The sequence below is a fragment of the Cypionkella sp. genome (genome assembly GCF_036782355.1).
GTDB lineage: Bacteria > Pseudomonadota > Alphaproteobacteria > Rhodobacterales > Rhodobacteraceae > Cypionkella.
The window spans coordinates 1-13,890 of the sequence record NZ_DAIPZF010000017.1 but is presented as its reverse complement, the minus strand read 5'-3'; the positions used below and the strand labels follow the sequence as shown (position 1 = coordinate 13,890).

Genomic DNA, 13,890 nt, shown 5'->3' with positions numbered 1-13,890 from the left:
TTTGGCACTGAGAATGATGATACTATAGAACTGATATGCTTTAACATTTTGGAGCAGGGGCAAGATGGACACGAATGTGGCGAAAACTGGCGATGAAGTCGAACAGCTTGGGGTAGATCGGCGGTTGTCGGGCTTTATCGGCTATACGATGAAACGCGCGCTTTCGATTGTTCACGCCGATTTCTCGCGCACTTTGGCCGAATATGATCTGCGCGCGGTATCATTTTCTGCGCTGACGATCATCGTGGGCGAACCCGGTCTGACCCAGACCCAATTGGCCGATAGCTTGCAGATTGAACGCTCGAACCTTGTCACGATTATTGACGAGCTGGCAGGGCGCAATCTGATCCTGCGTGCGCCGGTCGCTCAAGATCGCAGGCGACATGCTTTGATGCCAACCACCGCTGGAAAGCAGCTGGCTGCGGCCGCCTATGACCGCGTAGCCGAGCATGAGCGCCAGCTTTTTGCTTGCCTATCCCCGACCGAGTGCCAAGAGTTGCAGCGCATTTTGCGCAAGTTTCGCAAGGCCACAATGCCCGCCTAATCGGACGCGATTTCGGCAACCGCGGCGCGTAGGGCTGCGATCATATCGTTTTGCGCCCGCGTCGGATGCCAGTCGCGCCGTGTGGTCAGCCCAATCGGGCGCAAAGTGCCTTGGGCGGTCTGATAGGGCAGGCGCAGCAGCCTGCCATTGGCGATGTCGCGTCTGGCTTGCAGGGCCGAGACAAAGCCCAGATGATCCGTCCGCCCCAGCACATCGCACAGCAGTGTCATCGAGCCGGTTTCCACCAAGCGCGTCGGGCAGGGCAGCTGGGCTGCGGCGAACATCGCGGTGAAATGATCGCGCGCAGGTGTACCCATGCCCGCCACCACCCAGGGCCAGCGCGTCAGTTCGACCGCAGGCGCGGTGATGCGCGCCAAAGGGTGATCGGGGCGCGCGACGATTGCCATTGCATCTTGCAACAAGATCTCTTGGTTGAAATCGGGCAGGGGGGGGCGCAAAGCCCCCACCAGCATATCCACCTCGCCGCGCAGCAAGCTTTCGGCCAAATCGTCGTAGTGCCCCTCGGTGATGCGGATCGGCAGCGCGCTCCAGTGGCCGCGAAACCGCGCGATGGCCGGACCTAGAAGCAGCGAGCGCGAAAGCGGCATGGCGCCAATCACCACCCGCCCCACCTCGCGGCCTGACAGATCCGCGACATCGGCCTCGGCTTGCTCTAGCTCGGTCAGGGCCAGACGGGTGGCGGTGGCCAGTTGGCGCACTGCGCGGCTTGCGGTCATGCCTTTGGCGCTGCGCTCGAACAGGCTGCGTCCGGCTGCCGCCTCGAATTGGCGCAGAGCGCGATGCACGCTGGGTTGTGCCAGCCCCAAGTGGCGGGCGGCAGCGGCAAAGCTTTCGCATTCGGTGACAGCGATCAGCGCGGTCAGCTGCGCCAGCGTCGCGGTCCGCTTCAGCTGCGGGTTAAGGTCACAAAGCGCCGGGTCCAAAAGACCCAGCGCGCGCCGCAGCCGCAAGGCAACCGCCGCACCCGCCGGCGTCAGGATCAAGCCCTTGGGCCGGCGGTCAAAAAGCGCGGTGCCAAGCGCGGTCTCAATGCCCTGTAAGGCCGCTGAAACTGCGGGCTGCGTGACATGCAGCTGCGCTGCGGCCAGAGTGACCGAGCCTGTCTCGATCAGGGCCAGCAAAAGCCGCAGATGGCGCAGGCTGGCTTTCATCATTTGCCCGCGGCGCGGGTGCATGCGGCCGCGTTATAGTCAAGAAGCCTCCTGTTTTTCATCGCGGCCTCACTTGTTTGCAACGGTGCAAGGCTGCCAAAGCCTGCGCAGTAATGCAACTGTCTATAGCAAAAACTTATGGCAATGCGCGTGGTTCTGAATTGGCAAAGGCCGGAATGCGCGCGCATCTTTGTCGGCATATCAGCCAAGGAGACTGCCATGAGCCCTGTGCCAAAGACCGCCCTTATCATCTCGGCTCATGCCGCAGATTTCGTCTGGCGCTGTGGCGGGGCCATCGCGCTGCATGCAGCAATGGGCTACCATGTCACCGTAGTTTGCCTGTCATTTGGGGAACGCGGCGAAAGCGCCAAGCTGTGGAAAAAGCCTGATATGACGCTTGACCGCGTCAAGGCTGCCCGCCGTGCCGAGGCCGAGGCCGCCGCCCGCGCGCTGGGGGTTCAGGCGCTGATCTGCATGGATCTGGGCGATTATCCCTTGCGGCTGTCCGAGGCCGACAAGCTGCGGCTGGTCGATATTATCCGCGACGTCCAGCCGGATTTTATGATGAGCCACAGCGCCTTTGACCCCTATAACACCGATCACATGTATGCGACGCAAGTGGCGCTGGAATGCCGGATGATCGCGCAGGCTTGGGGGCATAATCCGGGGCAAAAGGTGTTGGGCGCGCCGCAATTATACCTGTTCGAGCCGCATCAGACTGAGCAGATGGGCTGGAAACCGGATGTGTTTCTGGATGTCACGCCGGTCTGGGACAAAAAGCGCGCTGCCATCGAATGTATGGAAGGCCAAGAGCATCTGTGGGAGTTCTACACCCGCGTCGCGCAAAATCGCGCCAACCATTTTCAGCGCAATTCAGGTGGCCAGTCAGGCGGGCGCGCGGCGCTTTATGCCGAGGGCTTTCAGTCGATGTTCCCGCGCGCGGTGGATGTGCTGTGAGCGGCGCGGTTGCGCATCTGGGTCATGTCGAGCTTTATACCGATCGCTTTGATGAAAGCCTTGATTTCTTTACCCGGGTCTATGGCCTGAAACTTTCGGCGCGCAGTGCCGACAGCGCCTATTTGCGTGCTTGGGATGATTACGAGCTTCACAGCCTAAAGCTGACCCGTCACCACAGCACTGGCGTGGGTCATATCGGCTATCGTGCGGCCTCGGCGCAGGCGCTGGCCGATCAGGTCGCGGTGATCGAGGCCTCGGACTATCTCTGCCACGGTTGGGTCGAGGGCGATCTGGGTCATGGCCGCGCCTTTCGCTTTGAAGACCCCTTTGGCCATGTGTTCGAGCTTTATTGGGACAGCGTCAAGTATCGTGCCACGGGCGAGGATAGGCCTGCGCTGAAGAACATGGCCAGCCGCTACACCGGCCAAGGTGCGGCGCCGCGCCGGATTGATCATCTGAACCTTCTGGCCGCGGATGTCGCCGAATTCAGGCGGTTCATGCAGCTGTGCCTTGGCTCGCGCGTGACCGAGATGATCCAACTGGACAATGGCCGCACCGGGGGCTGTTGGTTTACGGTGAACAACAAAACCTATGATCTTGCCTGCACCGAAGATCACAGCGGCGGTGTCGCGCGGCTGCATCATATCACCTATGCCACCGACAGCCGTGAAGACATTCTGCGCGCCGCAGATCTGTTCTTGGAAAACGGTGTCCACATCGAGACAGGGCCGCATAAGCACGCCATCCAAGGCACTTTCTTTTTATATGTCTGGGAGCCAGCGGGAAATCGGGTCGAACTTGCCAATGCCGGCGCGCGGCTGATCCTTGCACCCGATTGGGAGCCAGTGGTCTGGACTGAAGCCGAGCGCAAACGTGGCCAGGCTTGGGGCCTAAAGACGATCGAGACTTTTCACACCCATGGCACCCCGCCAGCCGCAAAGGAGTAATGCATGGCTCAAAGTTGCTGTTTGCCCCAAACGTCACCCCAGACGTCAACCCAGACCTTTCCTTTGTTCCCTCCGCTGGCCAAGGCTGCGCAAAGCGGCGGCGGTGCGGCATGAGCGTTGTGGTACAATCCATTCCCCGCGCGCCGCGCGCTGTGATCGAGGGGCTGGCGCGCGCCGGCGTTGCCACCGTCCACGAGGCGCAGGGCCGCAAGGGCTGTTTGCACAGCACGCTGCGCCCGATCTATGCCGGCGCCCAGATCGCCGGCAGCGCCGTGACCATCAGCGCCCCCCCCGGCGATAACTGGATGCTGCATGTGGCGATTGAGCAACTGCAAGCCGGCGACATTCTGGTGCTGGCGCCGACAAGCCCTTGTGATAACGGCTATTTCGGCGATCTTTTGGCCACCTCGGCCATGGCGCGGGGCTGTCGGGGTTTGGTGATTGAGGCTGGCGTGCGCGATGTGCGCGATTTGACCGCGCTGGGGTTTCCAGTTTGGTCGCGGGCGATCAGCGCGCAGGGCACGGTCAAACAGACCCTCGGTTCGGTCAATGTGCCCATTGTTTGTGCGGGGCAGGCGATTGCAGCGGGGGATGTGATTGTCGCGGATGATGACGGCGTGGTGGTGGTGCGCTTGGATGAGGCCGAGGCGGTGCTGGCCGCGGCCAACAGCCGGCTTGCGGCCGAAGAGGCCAAGCGCGCCAAACTTGCGACCGGGGTGCTGGGGCTGGATTTATACGACATGCGGCCCGCGCTTGCGGCCAAGGGTTTGACCTATGTCTGACACCGAAGCGGGCATCCCTTGCCTTTGGATGCGGGGAGGGACATCGAAGGCTGCGGTGTTTTTGGCAAGCGATCTGCCTGCCGCAGCTGCCGCGCGCGACGCGCTGTTGCTGCGGTTGTTGGGCAGCCCTGATCCTCGACAAATTGACGGCATTGGCGGCGGCGATCCTTTGTGTTCGAAGGTGGCGATCCTTGCTGCCTCAAGCCGGTCTGATGCCGATGTGGACTATCTGTTCTTGCAGGTCTTTGTCGATCAGGCCTTGGTCAGCACCGCCCAGCCCTGTGGCAATATTCTGGCTGCGGTTGGACCAGCCGCGTTGGAGCGCGGTCTGCTTGCGGCGCAAGAGGGGGTGACGCCGGTGCGCATCCATATGCTGAACACCGGTGAGGTGGCGGTGGCGCGGGTGGCCACGCCAAAGCGCCGCGTCAGCTATCAGGGGGGCGCGCAGATTGACGGTGTGCCCGGCCATCACGCCCCCGTGCCGCTGCTGTTTACCGGCATTGCAGGTGCGCTTTGTGGCGCGATGCTGCCAACGGGACAAGAGGTTGACCAGATCGAGGGTCTGGACTGCACGCTGATCGACAATGGCATGCCGATCGTGGTGATGGCGGCGGCAGACTTTGGACTGACCGGTCAAGAGCCGCTTGATCTGCTGGAGGCAGACACCGCGCTGCGCGCAAGGATCGAGGCCATTCGCTTGCAGGCAGGACCGCTGATGCGGCTGGGCGATGTTGCCGCGCAATCGGTGCCAAAGATGGTTTTGGTTTCGCCGCCGATCCGAGGTGGGGCGATCCACACCCGCAGCCTCATCCCGCATCGGCTGCACGCGGGGATCGGGGTTTTGGCGGCGGTCAGCCTTGCCTCGGCCTGCCTTTTAGGCAAGGGGCCGGCCGCGGCGCTGGCAAAGCTGCCGCAAGACGGACGCTTTGCGGTCGAGCATCCCAGCGGTGCGGCAGAGGTCTTTTTGGAGGTGCAGGCGGGCAAGATTGTGGCGGCGGGCACCCTGCGCACGGCGCGCAAGCTGTTTGAGGGGGTGGTTTTTCCTGCTCCGCTGCCGGTTTAGCGGCAGGCGGCCGGGGCGCTGCCCCGGACCCCGGGATATTTAGAGACAGATGAAAGCGGTTAAGGGGGCAGCATGCGGTCGGCTGAGGCCGCGAACAGGCTGCGGGCATAGGCGGTTGTCATCTGGCCCGAGGCGAGGGCTTGGCGGCTGAGGCTTTCGACGCTGCGGCCATGTTGCATCACCAGAATGCGGTCACACATATGGTCGATCACCGCCAGGTCATGCGAGACCATCAGGAAGGTCAGGCCGCGTTCGGCGCGCAGCCGCGACAGCAGGTTCAGGGTTTCGGCCTGCACGCTGGCATCGAGCGCCGAGGTGGGCTCGTCGAGCAGCAGGATTTTGGGTTCCAGCATCAGCGCGCGGGCGATGGCAACGCGTTGACGCTGGCCGCCTGAGAGTTGGTGGGGGTAGCGAAAGCGGAAATTGGCTGGAAGGCCGACATCGGTGAGGGCTTGTTGGATGCGGCTTTCGCTGAGCGGGAGGCCGTGGATGGCCAGCGGTTCAGAGAGGGTGCGGTCGATGCTATGGCGCGGGTGCAGGCTGGCGTAGGGGTCTTGGAACACCATTTGCACCTGACGCGAGAAGGCGCGGTCGTGTCGGATCGTTTCACCTGCGATGCGGATCGAGCCGCCCGAGATTGGCGCAAGGCCGCAGATGGCGCGCAAGATGGTGGATTTGCCAGAGCCGCTTTCGCCAACCAGGCCAAAGGCGCTTTTGGCGGCCACGGCGAAGGAGACCTCTTGCACAGCGCGCAGGGGCTTGCCCTGTGCGGTGAAGGTGACAGAGAGGTTTTCGATTTCGATCAACATTTTAGCCCGCCCATGATGCATCGCGTTCAAGGCTGGGAAGCATGCTGCGCGGCCCGCCGATGCGGGGCAGGCAGTTCAGCAGGCCTTGGGTATAGGGGTGTTTGGCTTGCAGCAGGTCTTTTGCTGCCAGCTCTTCGACGATCTTGCCTTTATACATCACCAGCACCCGATCACAAAACCGCGCGACAAGGCGCAGATCGTGGCTGATAAAGATCAGCCCCATGCCACGGGCGCGGACCAGATCATCAAGGATCTTGAGCACCTCTGCCTGTACGGTGACATCGAGTGCGGAGGTAGGTTCGTCTGCGATCAGCAAATCTGGATTGGGGATCAGCATCATCGCGATCATCACGCGCTGGCCCATGCCACCGGACAGTTCATGCGGATAGGCCTGCATCACGCGCTCGGGGTCGCGGATTTGCACCGCGATCAGGGCCTCTAGCGCCTTGGCGTAGGCGGCGGGTTTGGACAGCCTGTCGCGCAGCCGCAGGCCTTCGGTCAGCTGTGCGCCGACCCGCATCACTGGGTTAAGCGAGTATTTCGGGTCTTGCATCACCATGGAAATGCGCGGGCCGCGCAGGCTGCGCATGGTCTTTTCCGAGGCTTGCAGCAGGTCAATGCCGTCAAAGCGCATCTCATCAGCCGCAATCTGCCCCGGCGGGCGGATCAGACGCAGCAGGGCGCGGCCGGTCATGGTCTTGCCCGAGCCGGATTCGCCAACAATGCCAAGCCGTTCACGCCCCAAACTGAAGGAGACGCCGCGCACCGCTTCGACACGGCCGGCTTCGGTGTCAAAGCTTACGCGCAGGTTTTTCACGCTAAGAAGGCTCATTTGCTGGCACTCTTGGGGTCAAGGACATCGCGCAGGCCGTCGCCTAGCAGGTTGAAGCCCAAGGAAACGATAAAGATCGCAAGGCCGGGCATGGTGGCGACCCACCATTGCTCGAACAGATATTTGCGCCCGGCCGAGATCATCAGGCCCCATTCGGGCAGCGGTGGTTGCACGCCCAGCCCCAGAAATCCCAAGCCCGCAGCCGTCAGGATCACTCCGGCCATATCCAAGGTGACGCGGATGATCACCGAAGGCAGGCACATCGGGATGATATGGCCCCAGATCACCCGGATCGGGCCTGCGCCTTGCAGCTTGACCGCGGCGATGTAATCCGAGCTGCGCACGGTCAGCGTCTCGGCGCGGGCGACGCGGGCATAGGGCGGCCAAGCCGTCAGTGCAATCGCCAGCACTGCGTTTTCGATGCCGGGCCCCAGCACCGCCACCAGCGCAAGCGCGAGGATCAGCTTTGGGAAGGCCAGAAAGATATCGGTCAGCCGCATCAAGGCAATGTCGGTCCAGCCGCCGAAATAGCCTGCAACCGTGCCAATGATCAGCCCCGCCACCGGCGCAGTCAGGATCACCAGCAGCACGATATAAAGCGTGGTGCGCGAGCCATAGAGGATGCGCGATAGGATATCGCGGCCAAAGTCATCAGTGCCCAGCAGGTTTCCGGCAGTCAGCGGCGGCAGCAGTCTGCGGCCAAGGTCTTGGGTGATCGGATCATGCGGGGCCAGCAGCGGCGCAAACAGTGCCGCAAACAGCAGCACCAAAGTAATGCAAAGCCCAATCATCGCCAGCGGATTGCGGCGCAGGCGCAGCCAGTTCAGATAGCTTTGCCCCAGACGCGATTGCATCCGCGAGCCGGGGTTGGGGTCGCGCAGCCATGTGATCAGCCCGCTCATACCCGCGCCCTCGGATCCACCAGCCGGTACAGCAGGTCTGACAGCATGTTCAGCCCGATATAGGCCGCCCCCACCACCACGGTGCCGCCCAGAACTGCGGGCATATCGGCCACCATCAGCGCATCGGTGATATAGCTGCCAAGGCCGGGCCAAGCAAAGATGGTCTCGGTCAACACAGCGCCTTCCAGCAGATAGGCATAAGACAGCGCTACCACTGTGATCAGCGGCACCATGACGTTTTTCAGGGCATGCACCCAGATCACCCGATACTCGGGCATACCTTTTACCCGTGCGGTGGTGATATATTCCTGTCCCAATTCGTTCATCATAAAGCTGCGCGTCATCCGCGAGATATAGGCCATCGAGATATAGGCCAGCAGCCCCGCTGGCAGGATGATATGGGAAAAGGCATTGGCGAACATATCCCAGCGCCCGTTCAGGGCTGTGTCTAGCAATATCATGCCGCTATAGGGGGTGATGTCGAAATCGTAACTCATCTGATAGACCGCATCCAGCCGCCCCGGGCCTCCAACCCAGCCCAGATGGCCGTAAAACAGCAAAAGCCCCATCAGCCCCAGCCAGAAGATCGGCATCGAATAGCCCATCAGCCCGATCAGGCGGGTGATCTGGTCAAACCAGCTTCCCGGTTTGGTCGCCGCAATCACCCCTGCGGGCACGCCCAGCAAAACCCCCAAAACCGTCGCCAAAGTCGCCAGCTCAAGCGTGGCGGGAAAGCGGCGCGCTACCTCTTGCAGCACGGGTTCTCGGGTGCGGATCGAGGTGCCCAGATCGCCCGTCAGCGTATCGCCCAGATAGATCGCAAATTGCTGCCATAGCGGATCGTTCAGCCCCAAAGCCTCGCGGGTTTGCTCGATCTGCGCATTGGTGGCGCGCTCGCCCAAAATCGAGGTCACAGGATCAATCGGCACGACACGGCTGATGATGAAGGTCACGGCCAAAAGGCCGATAAAGGTCACCAAAAGCGTCACAGCCGTATTGCCGATCTGGCGCAGAACCGAGAGCAGGGGCGAGCGGGGGAGGGGCGATGAATACTCTGTCATTGTTTTTATAAAAAAAAGGCGCGCGCAAAGCGGAGTTTGCGCGCGCGGATTTCTTATTTCGACACCAGCCAATAGGCGACGGAATCGGTCGCTCCACCGGTGTAGAAGTCTTTGACTGTCGCGCGCATGCCAGTCTGATAGCCGATCTGGAACATCACGATAAACGGCGAGGTTTCGCGCGATGTCTTTTGCAGCTCTTCATACATCGCCACCCGCTTGGCTGGGTCTTTTTCCAAGACCGCCGCTTGCGAGAGCGCCGTCATTGCGCCCGGATCATAGGCATTGCGCCAAGCCAGATAGCCGGTGTTCTTACCCTCGTCAGAATTGTCGGGATTTTCGGCAAAGGTCGAAGAGTTGGTGTTCGGATCAGGATAATCCGGCCCCCAGCTTTGCAGCGTCGCTTGATGTTGGCGCGCCCGATATTCCTTCAGCTGTTCAGCGCCTTCGCCAACGTTCAGCTCGACCGTGATGCCGATCTGACCAAAAGTGTTCTGGATGGACTGCGCCATATCCATGCGGTCTGCGGCATTGCGCACCGAGAGTTTGATGGTGGTGTCGGTGATGCCAGAGGCTGCCAGTTCGGCCTTGGCCTTCTCGACGTCAAGACTATAGGGCGTGTCGGTCAGCGCACCCAGATAGCCGCTTGGCAAGAACGATTGATGCACGACCTCGGTGCCCTTCAAGAAGGTATCAACCATGCCTTGATAATCCACTGCCCAGCGCATCGCGTTCAGGAAGTGTTCGTTCTTAAAGCGTTCGTCCTTTTGGTTGAAGGCAAGATAAAAAATCTGGCCGCCGACATCTTGCTGCACTGTAATATCGGCATTGCCCGCCATGCCTTCGATATCGGTGGGCGTCAGTTCGCGCGCGATGTCGATATCGCCTTTTTCAAGCTGCAAACGCTGGGTCGCGGCTTCGGGGATATGCTGCATGAACACACGCTTCAGCTTGGCATCCCCGCGCCAATAGCCGCTGCGCGCCTCCAGCACATAGCCCTCATTCGGTTTGAAAGATTTCAGCACATAGGCGCCGGTGCCGGCCGAATTGGACTTGAGCCATTCGGTGCCCAGATCGCCGTCGACCTCATGCGATTTGACGGTCTCTTCATCGACAATCGAGGCCACGCCTGCCGTCAGACAGTTGTACAGGAAGGTTGGCGCGAAAGGCTTATCGACCTTGATCGTCACCGTGTCGCCATCGGCGGTGATCATGCTGTCGACGGTGTCTTTGGTCCAGCCAAACTGGTTCAAGATAAAGGCAGGCGATTTGTCCAGCTTGACCGCGCGCTGCAAGGAGTAGGCCGCATCCTGTGCCCGCACCGGATTGCCCGAAGAGAAGGTCAGCCCCGCTTTCATTTTAAAGCTATAGGTCAAGCCGTCATCGGCCACCGACCAGCTTTCGGCAAGACCTGCCACCAGTTCGCCCGGTTTGGTCGGGTCCAGCTCGATCAGGCCGTCATAGGTGTTGTTGATTACATCAAGGCCAGAAAACTCATAGGCCTCATGCGGATCAAGGCTTACGATGTCGTCAATCGCATCTGCGATCACCAAAGTGTCGGCGGGTGTGGCGGCAAACAGTGCCGAAGGCGCAGCCCCCAGCATCAAAGCCGCAACGACAAGCGCCCCAGCGCGACGAATGGTCGGGTCAAACAGCATTCTAAACTCCCTCGTTGTTGGTATGTTTTTGCTATGGTCCTGAAGACAGACTCTGATTTTTACCGATTGGGCAATTTTTAAGGTGGCATGTCAACAAGTGCTTTCGCTGGGCGCGCGGGCAGGCTTGACGCAGGGGCGGGTGCTGCCTAACGATAGAGCAGCGGTGGCGGCCTTGCCGCAAAAGCCCCGTCCCCTATCCGCAGCGGAGTGCGCGATGACCCCCGACCCAATGGCGCTGACCGCGTGGAAAGCCGACCGACTGCGCGCTCTGACGGCCGAAGACGGCTGGCTTAATCTGTGTGATCGCGTCGAGATCCCGCCAGGCCCGCAAAGCGTCGGGTCTGGCGCGCAAAATGGCGTGGTGATTGCAACCGGCCCCAAGGTTCTGGGCGTGATTGATGCCGCGGCGCAAAGCTTTACGCTGCCCGATGGCACAAGGCTTGATTTTGCGGCCTCGGCCGGGGGATTTGCGCAGCTACGGGTCGCGCCGTTTTTGCTGGAACTGCATGTCGTAGGGGCGCAAACTGCGCTGCGGCTGCGCGATTTGCGGCTGCCACGCCAGGCCGATTTGCAGTATTTTCCCTATCGGCCCGAGTGGGTTATTCGTGCCGACTGGCAGGCTTTGCCGCAGCCGCAGACCAAATCCATCGGCCAGAAAGGTGGCGCGGAGACCGAGGTGCAGCTGACCCATTTTGCCGCCTTTCAGCATCTTGGTCAGCCTGTCACCCTGCTTGCCACCCATTGGAAGGGCGACAAGCCGATGTTTGTGATCCGCGATCAGACCAGCGGCACCGAGACCTATGCCGCCTCGCGCTTTTTGATCGGAGAAGAGATCACGCAGGGCGCAATCACGCTGGATTTCAACCGCGCCTTTCATCCGCCCTGTTCTTTCACCGATTTCGCGATCTGCCCGCTGCCGCCGCGCGAAAACATCTTGCCGTTTCGCATCGAGGCGGGTGAGCGGTTTTGAACCCTAAGCGCTACAGCCCCTGCAAGCGCGGGTCAAAGGGATAGCGGGTCAGGTTTTCGCAGCCGGTTTCGGTGATCAGCACCTGATCCTCGATCTTGATCGAAAAATCTCCCCCCTCGGGTGAGACCAGCGCCTCGACACAAAGCGTCATGCCCGGTTGCAGCACATAATCAAAAGAGCCTTCGACATAACCGTCGGGGTAGGCGACATAGGGCCATTCATCGCACAGCCCGACGCCGTGCATTTTGCAGGAATATTTCTGTTTCCAGTATTGGGCGTCAAGCTGATGCCCGCCCATCACCAGCTCGCGGATCGAAACACCCGGTTTCAGCCGCGCTTGGTGGTCGTTGATATGATCGCGGGCATGGCCAAAGGCAGAGATCATCGCAGAAGTTGGCGCGCGCTCGCCCACCCACCAGGTGCGGCTGATGTCGATACAGATGCCATAAGCGCCGATCAGATCGGTATCAAAGGCGACAATCTCGTTGTTTTGCACCAAACGCGGGCCGCATTCCTGAAACCAAGGATTGGTGCGCGGACCCGAGGCCAAAAGCCGCGTCTCGATCCATTCGCCGCCGCGCCGGATATTGCCTGCGTGCAGCTCGGCCCAGATTGCATCCTCTGACACCCCACCCAGCGGCACCTTGGCGCGGGTAAAAGCCTCCATCTCGGCAATTGCGCTTTCGCAGGCGTGATGAGCGCAGCGCATCGCCAAAATCTCATCTGCGCCCTTGATCGCGCGGGTGTGTTCGGTGATCTCTTCGCCTTCCTCGACCTGAAAGCCTTGGCGTTCCAGCGCGCGCAGACCGGCAACCATGATCTTATCCACCGCGAGCCTGCGGTTGAGGCCCGCATGGGCGCGCATCACCTCGTCGACCTGTGCGGCAAAGCTGCCCGCCGCGGCATCACCCTTATCGCCGGTGATCGAATAAAAGAACGATGCCCCCGCGCGCAACTCGGCCACCAAAGGGTTGAACCCCACAAGGAAAGGCGCGTTCTTATATTCCCACATCACCATATGGCCGTCGGCACACAGCAGGCAGGCGCGAAACGGGTTATGGCTGTTCCAAAGCTGCATATTGGTGGTGTCGGTGGCATAGCGGATGTTCATCGGGTCAAACATCAGCAATCCGCCGATGTCACGATCCACCAAGGCCTGCGTCAGCCGCGCCCAGCGATACTGCCGCATCGCCTGCAAATTCGGCAAAGTCAGCCCCGCGCTTGCCCATTCGGCAAAGGCCAGTTGCGTCGGGCCAATTTCGACACGGTCGTTGTCATTGGGCGAACCATCGCCCAGCGTCGCACCACGGCTGGGGTCGATCTTGCGGCGGTCGGCATAATGATCGGTCATGGCGCGCTCCCTTTGCCGCCAGCATGGGGCCGGCACACCACCAAGCATTGCCGCCCGCGACATCGGGTGTCGGAAAGCGGACGTTCGGTGCAAGTGCGAGATCGCAAGAGTAGTGTGAAGCAAGCGGTCGCTCAGGGCATCAGCCCGTTTTTTGCGATGTCCAAACGCAACGAAGGTCTGCAGGGAGCCGTTGTTGACAAACGCTGCAAGGTCAACGAAGTTTTGCGAGGGCGTGCACCAAAAACCTTCAACAACGACTTGAGTTTTGATCCGGGTATTTGGCGGACGAAAACAAGGTATTTTCAGCTATGCCAAAATTGAGGGTTTTAGGGACATTTCTTAGGAGTTTTTATCGTGGACATACTTTCACTTTTTACCGCTTTTGGGCTTGGCTCTATCATATCCGTGTTCGTCCAGTCTTATCTGGCACGAAAGTCGGAAAATAGTGAGAGAAGTTTCCGAGAGCGGCAGGCAGCGTATATCGGCTTGCTAGAAGCCTATCATCGGGCCGCAATAGACAATAACGACACAGCCGCCAAGCACTTCGGTCTTTGGCAAATGCGTTGTGATCTGGTAGCGCCCAAAGCAGTCAGAAGTGCTATTGAACAAATCGTTCAAACCAACGACGACCGAGAGGCGCGAGTAAAAGCACATGACAAATTGAAAGCCGCATTGCGCACCGATCTAGGCATTGCGAAATGATCGCAACTACCAATTAAGGTTGCCATTACTAGGCCAGCATGGGGCGCCCCAAAACCACCGTTTGTTGAACGGTTCACAAGCTCGGTCATTTGCACTGCAACAGCGAAGGTCGGAAAAATCCCTACACCGACGTTTCAGCCAAC

14 protein-coding genes are annotated in these 13,890 nt (G+C 60.5%); 7 read left to right on the top strand and 7 right to left on the bottom strand.

Annotated features, from left to right (window positions below):
* The first annotated feature begins 64 nt into the window (after positions 1-64).
* On the top strand, positions 65-544 hold the full coding sequence (locus tag V7Q10_RS08310; protein WP_333868611.1) for a MarR family winged helix-turn-helix transcriptional regulator: 480 nt from the start codon (positions 65-67) through the stop codon (positions 542-544).
* Here V7Q10_RS08310 and V7Q10_RS08305 read toward each other — a convergent pair.
* Positions 541-1,740: a LysR family transcriptional regulator gene (locus V7Q10_RS08305; protein WP_333868610.1), complete on the bottom strand. Its 1,200-nt coding sequence runs from the start codon at positions 1,738-1,740 to the stop codon at positions 541-543. The two genes, V7Q10_RS08310 and V7Q10_RS08305, sit on opposite strands and share 4 nt — an antisense overlap.
* A 195-nt stretch (positions 1,741-1,935) precedes the next feature.
* On the opposite strand from V7Q10_RS08305, the gene V7Q10_RS08300 reads away from it, so the two are divergent.
* From V7Q10_RS08300 to V7Q10_RS08285, 4 genes are all read left to right on the top strand, one after another.
* Positions 1,936-2,673, top strand: a complete 738-nt coding sequence (locus V7Q10_RS08300; RefSeq protein WP_333868609.1) for a PIG-L deacetylase family protein — start codon at positions 1,936-1,938, stop codon at positions 2,671-2,673.
* Positions 2,670-3,620, top strand: coding sequence for a VOC family protein (locus tag V7Q10_RS08295; protein WP_333868608.1), 951 nt, complete (start codon positions 2,670-2,672; stop codon positions 3,618-3,620). Before V7Q10_RS08300 ends, V7Q10_RS08295 begins: the two co-directional genes overlap by 4 nt.
* A gap of 110 nt (positions 3,621-3,730) precedes the next feature.
* Positions 3,731-4,402 carry a 4-carboxy-4-hydroxy-2-oxoadipate aldolase/oxaloacetate decarboxylase gene (locus V7Q10_RS08290; protein WP_333868607.1) on the top strand — a complete coding sequence of 224 codons (672 nt, stop codon included), beginning with the start codon at positions 3,731-3,733 and terminating at the stop codon, positions 4,400-4,402.
* Positions 4,395-5,465: a 4-oxalomesaconate tautomerase gene (locus V7Q10_RS08285; RefSeq protein WP_333868606.1), complete on the top strand. Its 1,071-nt coding sequence runs from the start codon at positions 4,395-4,397 to the stop codon at positions 5,463-5,465. Before V7Q10_RS08290 ends, V7Q10_RS08285 begins: the two co-directional genes overlap by 8 nt.
* A gap of 59 nt (positions 5,466-5,524) precedes the next feature.
* On the opposite strand, the gene V7Q10_RS08280 is transcribed toward V7Q10_RS08285, so the two are convergent.
* From V7Q10_RS08280 to V7Q10_RS08260, 5 genes are read right to left on the bottom strand one after another with little or no spacing between them, the layout of a single operon-like run.
* On the bottom strand, positions 5,525-6,274 hold the full coding sequence (locus V7Q10_RS08280) for an ABC transporter ATP-binding protein (RefSeq protein WP_333868605.1): 750 nt from the start codon (positions 6,272-6,274) through the stop codon (positions 5,525-5,527).
* A 1-nt stretch (position 6,275) separates the two neighbouring features.
* Positions 6,276-7,106 carry an ABC transporter ATP-binding protein gene (locus tag V7Q10_RS08275; protein WP_333868604.1) on the bottom strand — a complete coding sequence of 277 codons (831 nt, stop codon included), beginning with the start codon at positions 7,104-7,106 and terminating at the stop codon, positions 6,276-6,278.
* Complete coding sequence (locus tag V7Q10_RS08270; RefSeq protein WP_333868603.1) at positions 7,103-8,008, bottom strand: ABC transporter permease; 906 nt, start codon at positions 8,006-8,008, stop codon at positions 7,103-7,105. Before V7Q10_RS08270 ends, V7Q10_RS08275 begins: the two co-directional genes overlap by 4 nt.
* Positions 8,005-9,069 carry an ABC transporter permease gene (locus V7Q10_RS08265; protein ID WP_333868602.1) on the bottom strand — a complete coding sequence of 355 codons (1,065 nt, stop codon included), beginning with the start codon at positions 9,067-9,069 and terminating at the stop codon, positions 8,005-8,007. Before V7Q10_RS08265 ends, V7Q10_RS08270 begins: the two co-directional genes overlap by 4 nt.
* 53 nt (positions 9,070-9,122) lie before the next feature.
* Positions 9,123-10,724 (bottom strand): ABC transporter substrate-binding protein, encoded by a 1,602-nt coding sequence (locus V7Q10_RS08260; RefSeq protein ID WP_333868601.1) that lies wholly within the window; start codon positions 10,722-10,724, stop codon positions 9,123-9,125.
* 214 nt (positions 10,725-10,938) lie between these two features.
* On the opposite strand from V7Q10_RS08260, the gene V7Q10_RS08255 reads away from it, so the two are divergent.
* Complete coding sequence (locus tag V7Q10_RS08255) at positions 10,939-11,694, top strand: DUF1684 domain-containing protein (protein ID WP_333868600.1); 756 nt, start codon at positions 10,939-10,941, stop codon at positions 11,692-11,694.
* Between the two features lie 10 nt (positions 11,695-11,704).
* Here the strand turns inward: V7Q10_RS08255 and dddP are convergent, their stop codons facing one another.
* Entirely contained in the window at positions 11,705-13,045 is a 1,341-nt protein-coding gene (gene dddP / locus V7Q10_RS08250; RefSeq protein WP_333868599.1) for a dimethylsulfonioproprionate lyase DddP, read from the bottom strand.
* A gap of 354 nt (positions 13,046-13,399) precedes the next feature.
* On the opposite strand from dddP, the gene V7Q10_RS08245 reads away from it, so the two are divergent.
* Positions 13,400-13,747 carry a hypothetical protein gene (locus tag V7Q10_RS08245; RefSeq protein ID WP_333868598.1) on the top strand — a complete coding sequence of 116 codons (348 nt, stop codon included), beginning with the start codon at positions 13,400-13,402 and terminating at the stop codon, positions 13,745-13,747.
* Positions 13,748-13,890: the final 143 nt, after the last annotated feature.

What these genes read in the sequence shown, in the direction of transcription:
- V7Q10_RS08310 (WP_333868611.1), top strand. Translation starts at nt 65, where the DNA reads ATGGACACGAATGTGGCGAAAACTGGCGATGAAGTCGAACAGCTTGGG.
- V7Q10_RS08305 (WP_333868610.1), bottom strand. Translation starts at nt 1,740, where the DNA reads ATGCACCCGCGCCGCGGGCAAATGATGAAAGCCAGCCTGCGCCATCTG.
- V7Q10_RS08300 (WP_333868609.1), top strand. Translation starts at nt 1,936, where the DNA reads ATGAGCCCTGTGCCAAAGACCGCCCTTATCATCTCGGCTCATGCCGCA.
- V7Q10_RS08290 (WP_333868607.1), top strand. Translation starts at nt 3,731, where the DNA reads ATGAGCGTTGTGGTACAATCCATTCCCCGCGCGCCGCGCGCTGTGATC.
- V7Q10_RS08285 (WP_333868606.1), top strand. Translation starts at nt 4,395, where the DNA reads ATGTCTGACACCGAAGCGGGCATCCCTTGCCTTTGGATGCGGGGAGGG.
- V7Q10_RS08280 (WP_333868605.1), bottom strand. Translation starts at nt 6,274, where the DNA reads ATGTTGATCGAAATCGAAAACCTCTCTGTCACCTTCACCGCACAGGGC.
- V7Q10_RS08275 (WP_333868604.1), bottom strand. Translation starts at nt 7,106, where the DNA reads ATGAGCCTTCTTAGCGTGAAAAACCTGCGCGTAAGCTTTGACACCGAA.
- V7Q10_RS08270 (WP_333868603.1), bottom strand. Translation starts at nt 8,008, where the DNA reads ATGAGCGGGCTGATCACATGGCTGCGCGACCCCAACCCCGGCTCGCGG.
- V7Q10_RS08265 (WP_333868602.1), bottom strand. Translation starts at nt 9,069, where the DNA reads ATGACAGAGTATTCATCGCCCCTCCCCCGCTCGCCCCTGCTCTCGGTT.
- V7Q10_RS08260 (WP_333868601.1), bottom strand. Translation starts at nt 10,724, where the DNA reads ATGCTGTTTGACCCGACCATTCGTCGCGCTGGGGCGCTTGTCGTTGCG.
- V7Q10_RS08255 (WP_333868600.1), top strand. Translation starts at nt 10,939, where the DNA reads ATGACCCCCGACCCAATGGCGCTGACCGCGTGGAAAGCCGACCGACTG.
- dddP (WP_333868599.1), bottom strand. Translation starts at nt 13,045, where the DNA reads ATGACCGATCATTATGCCGACCGCCGCAAGATCGACCCCAGCCGTGGT.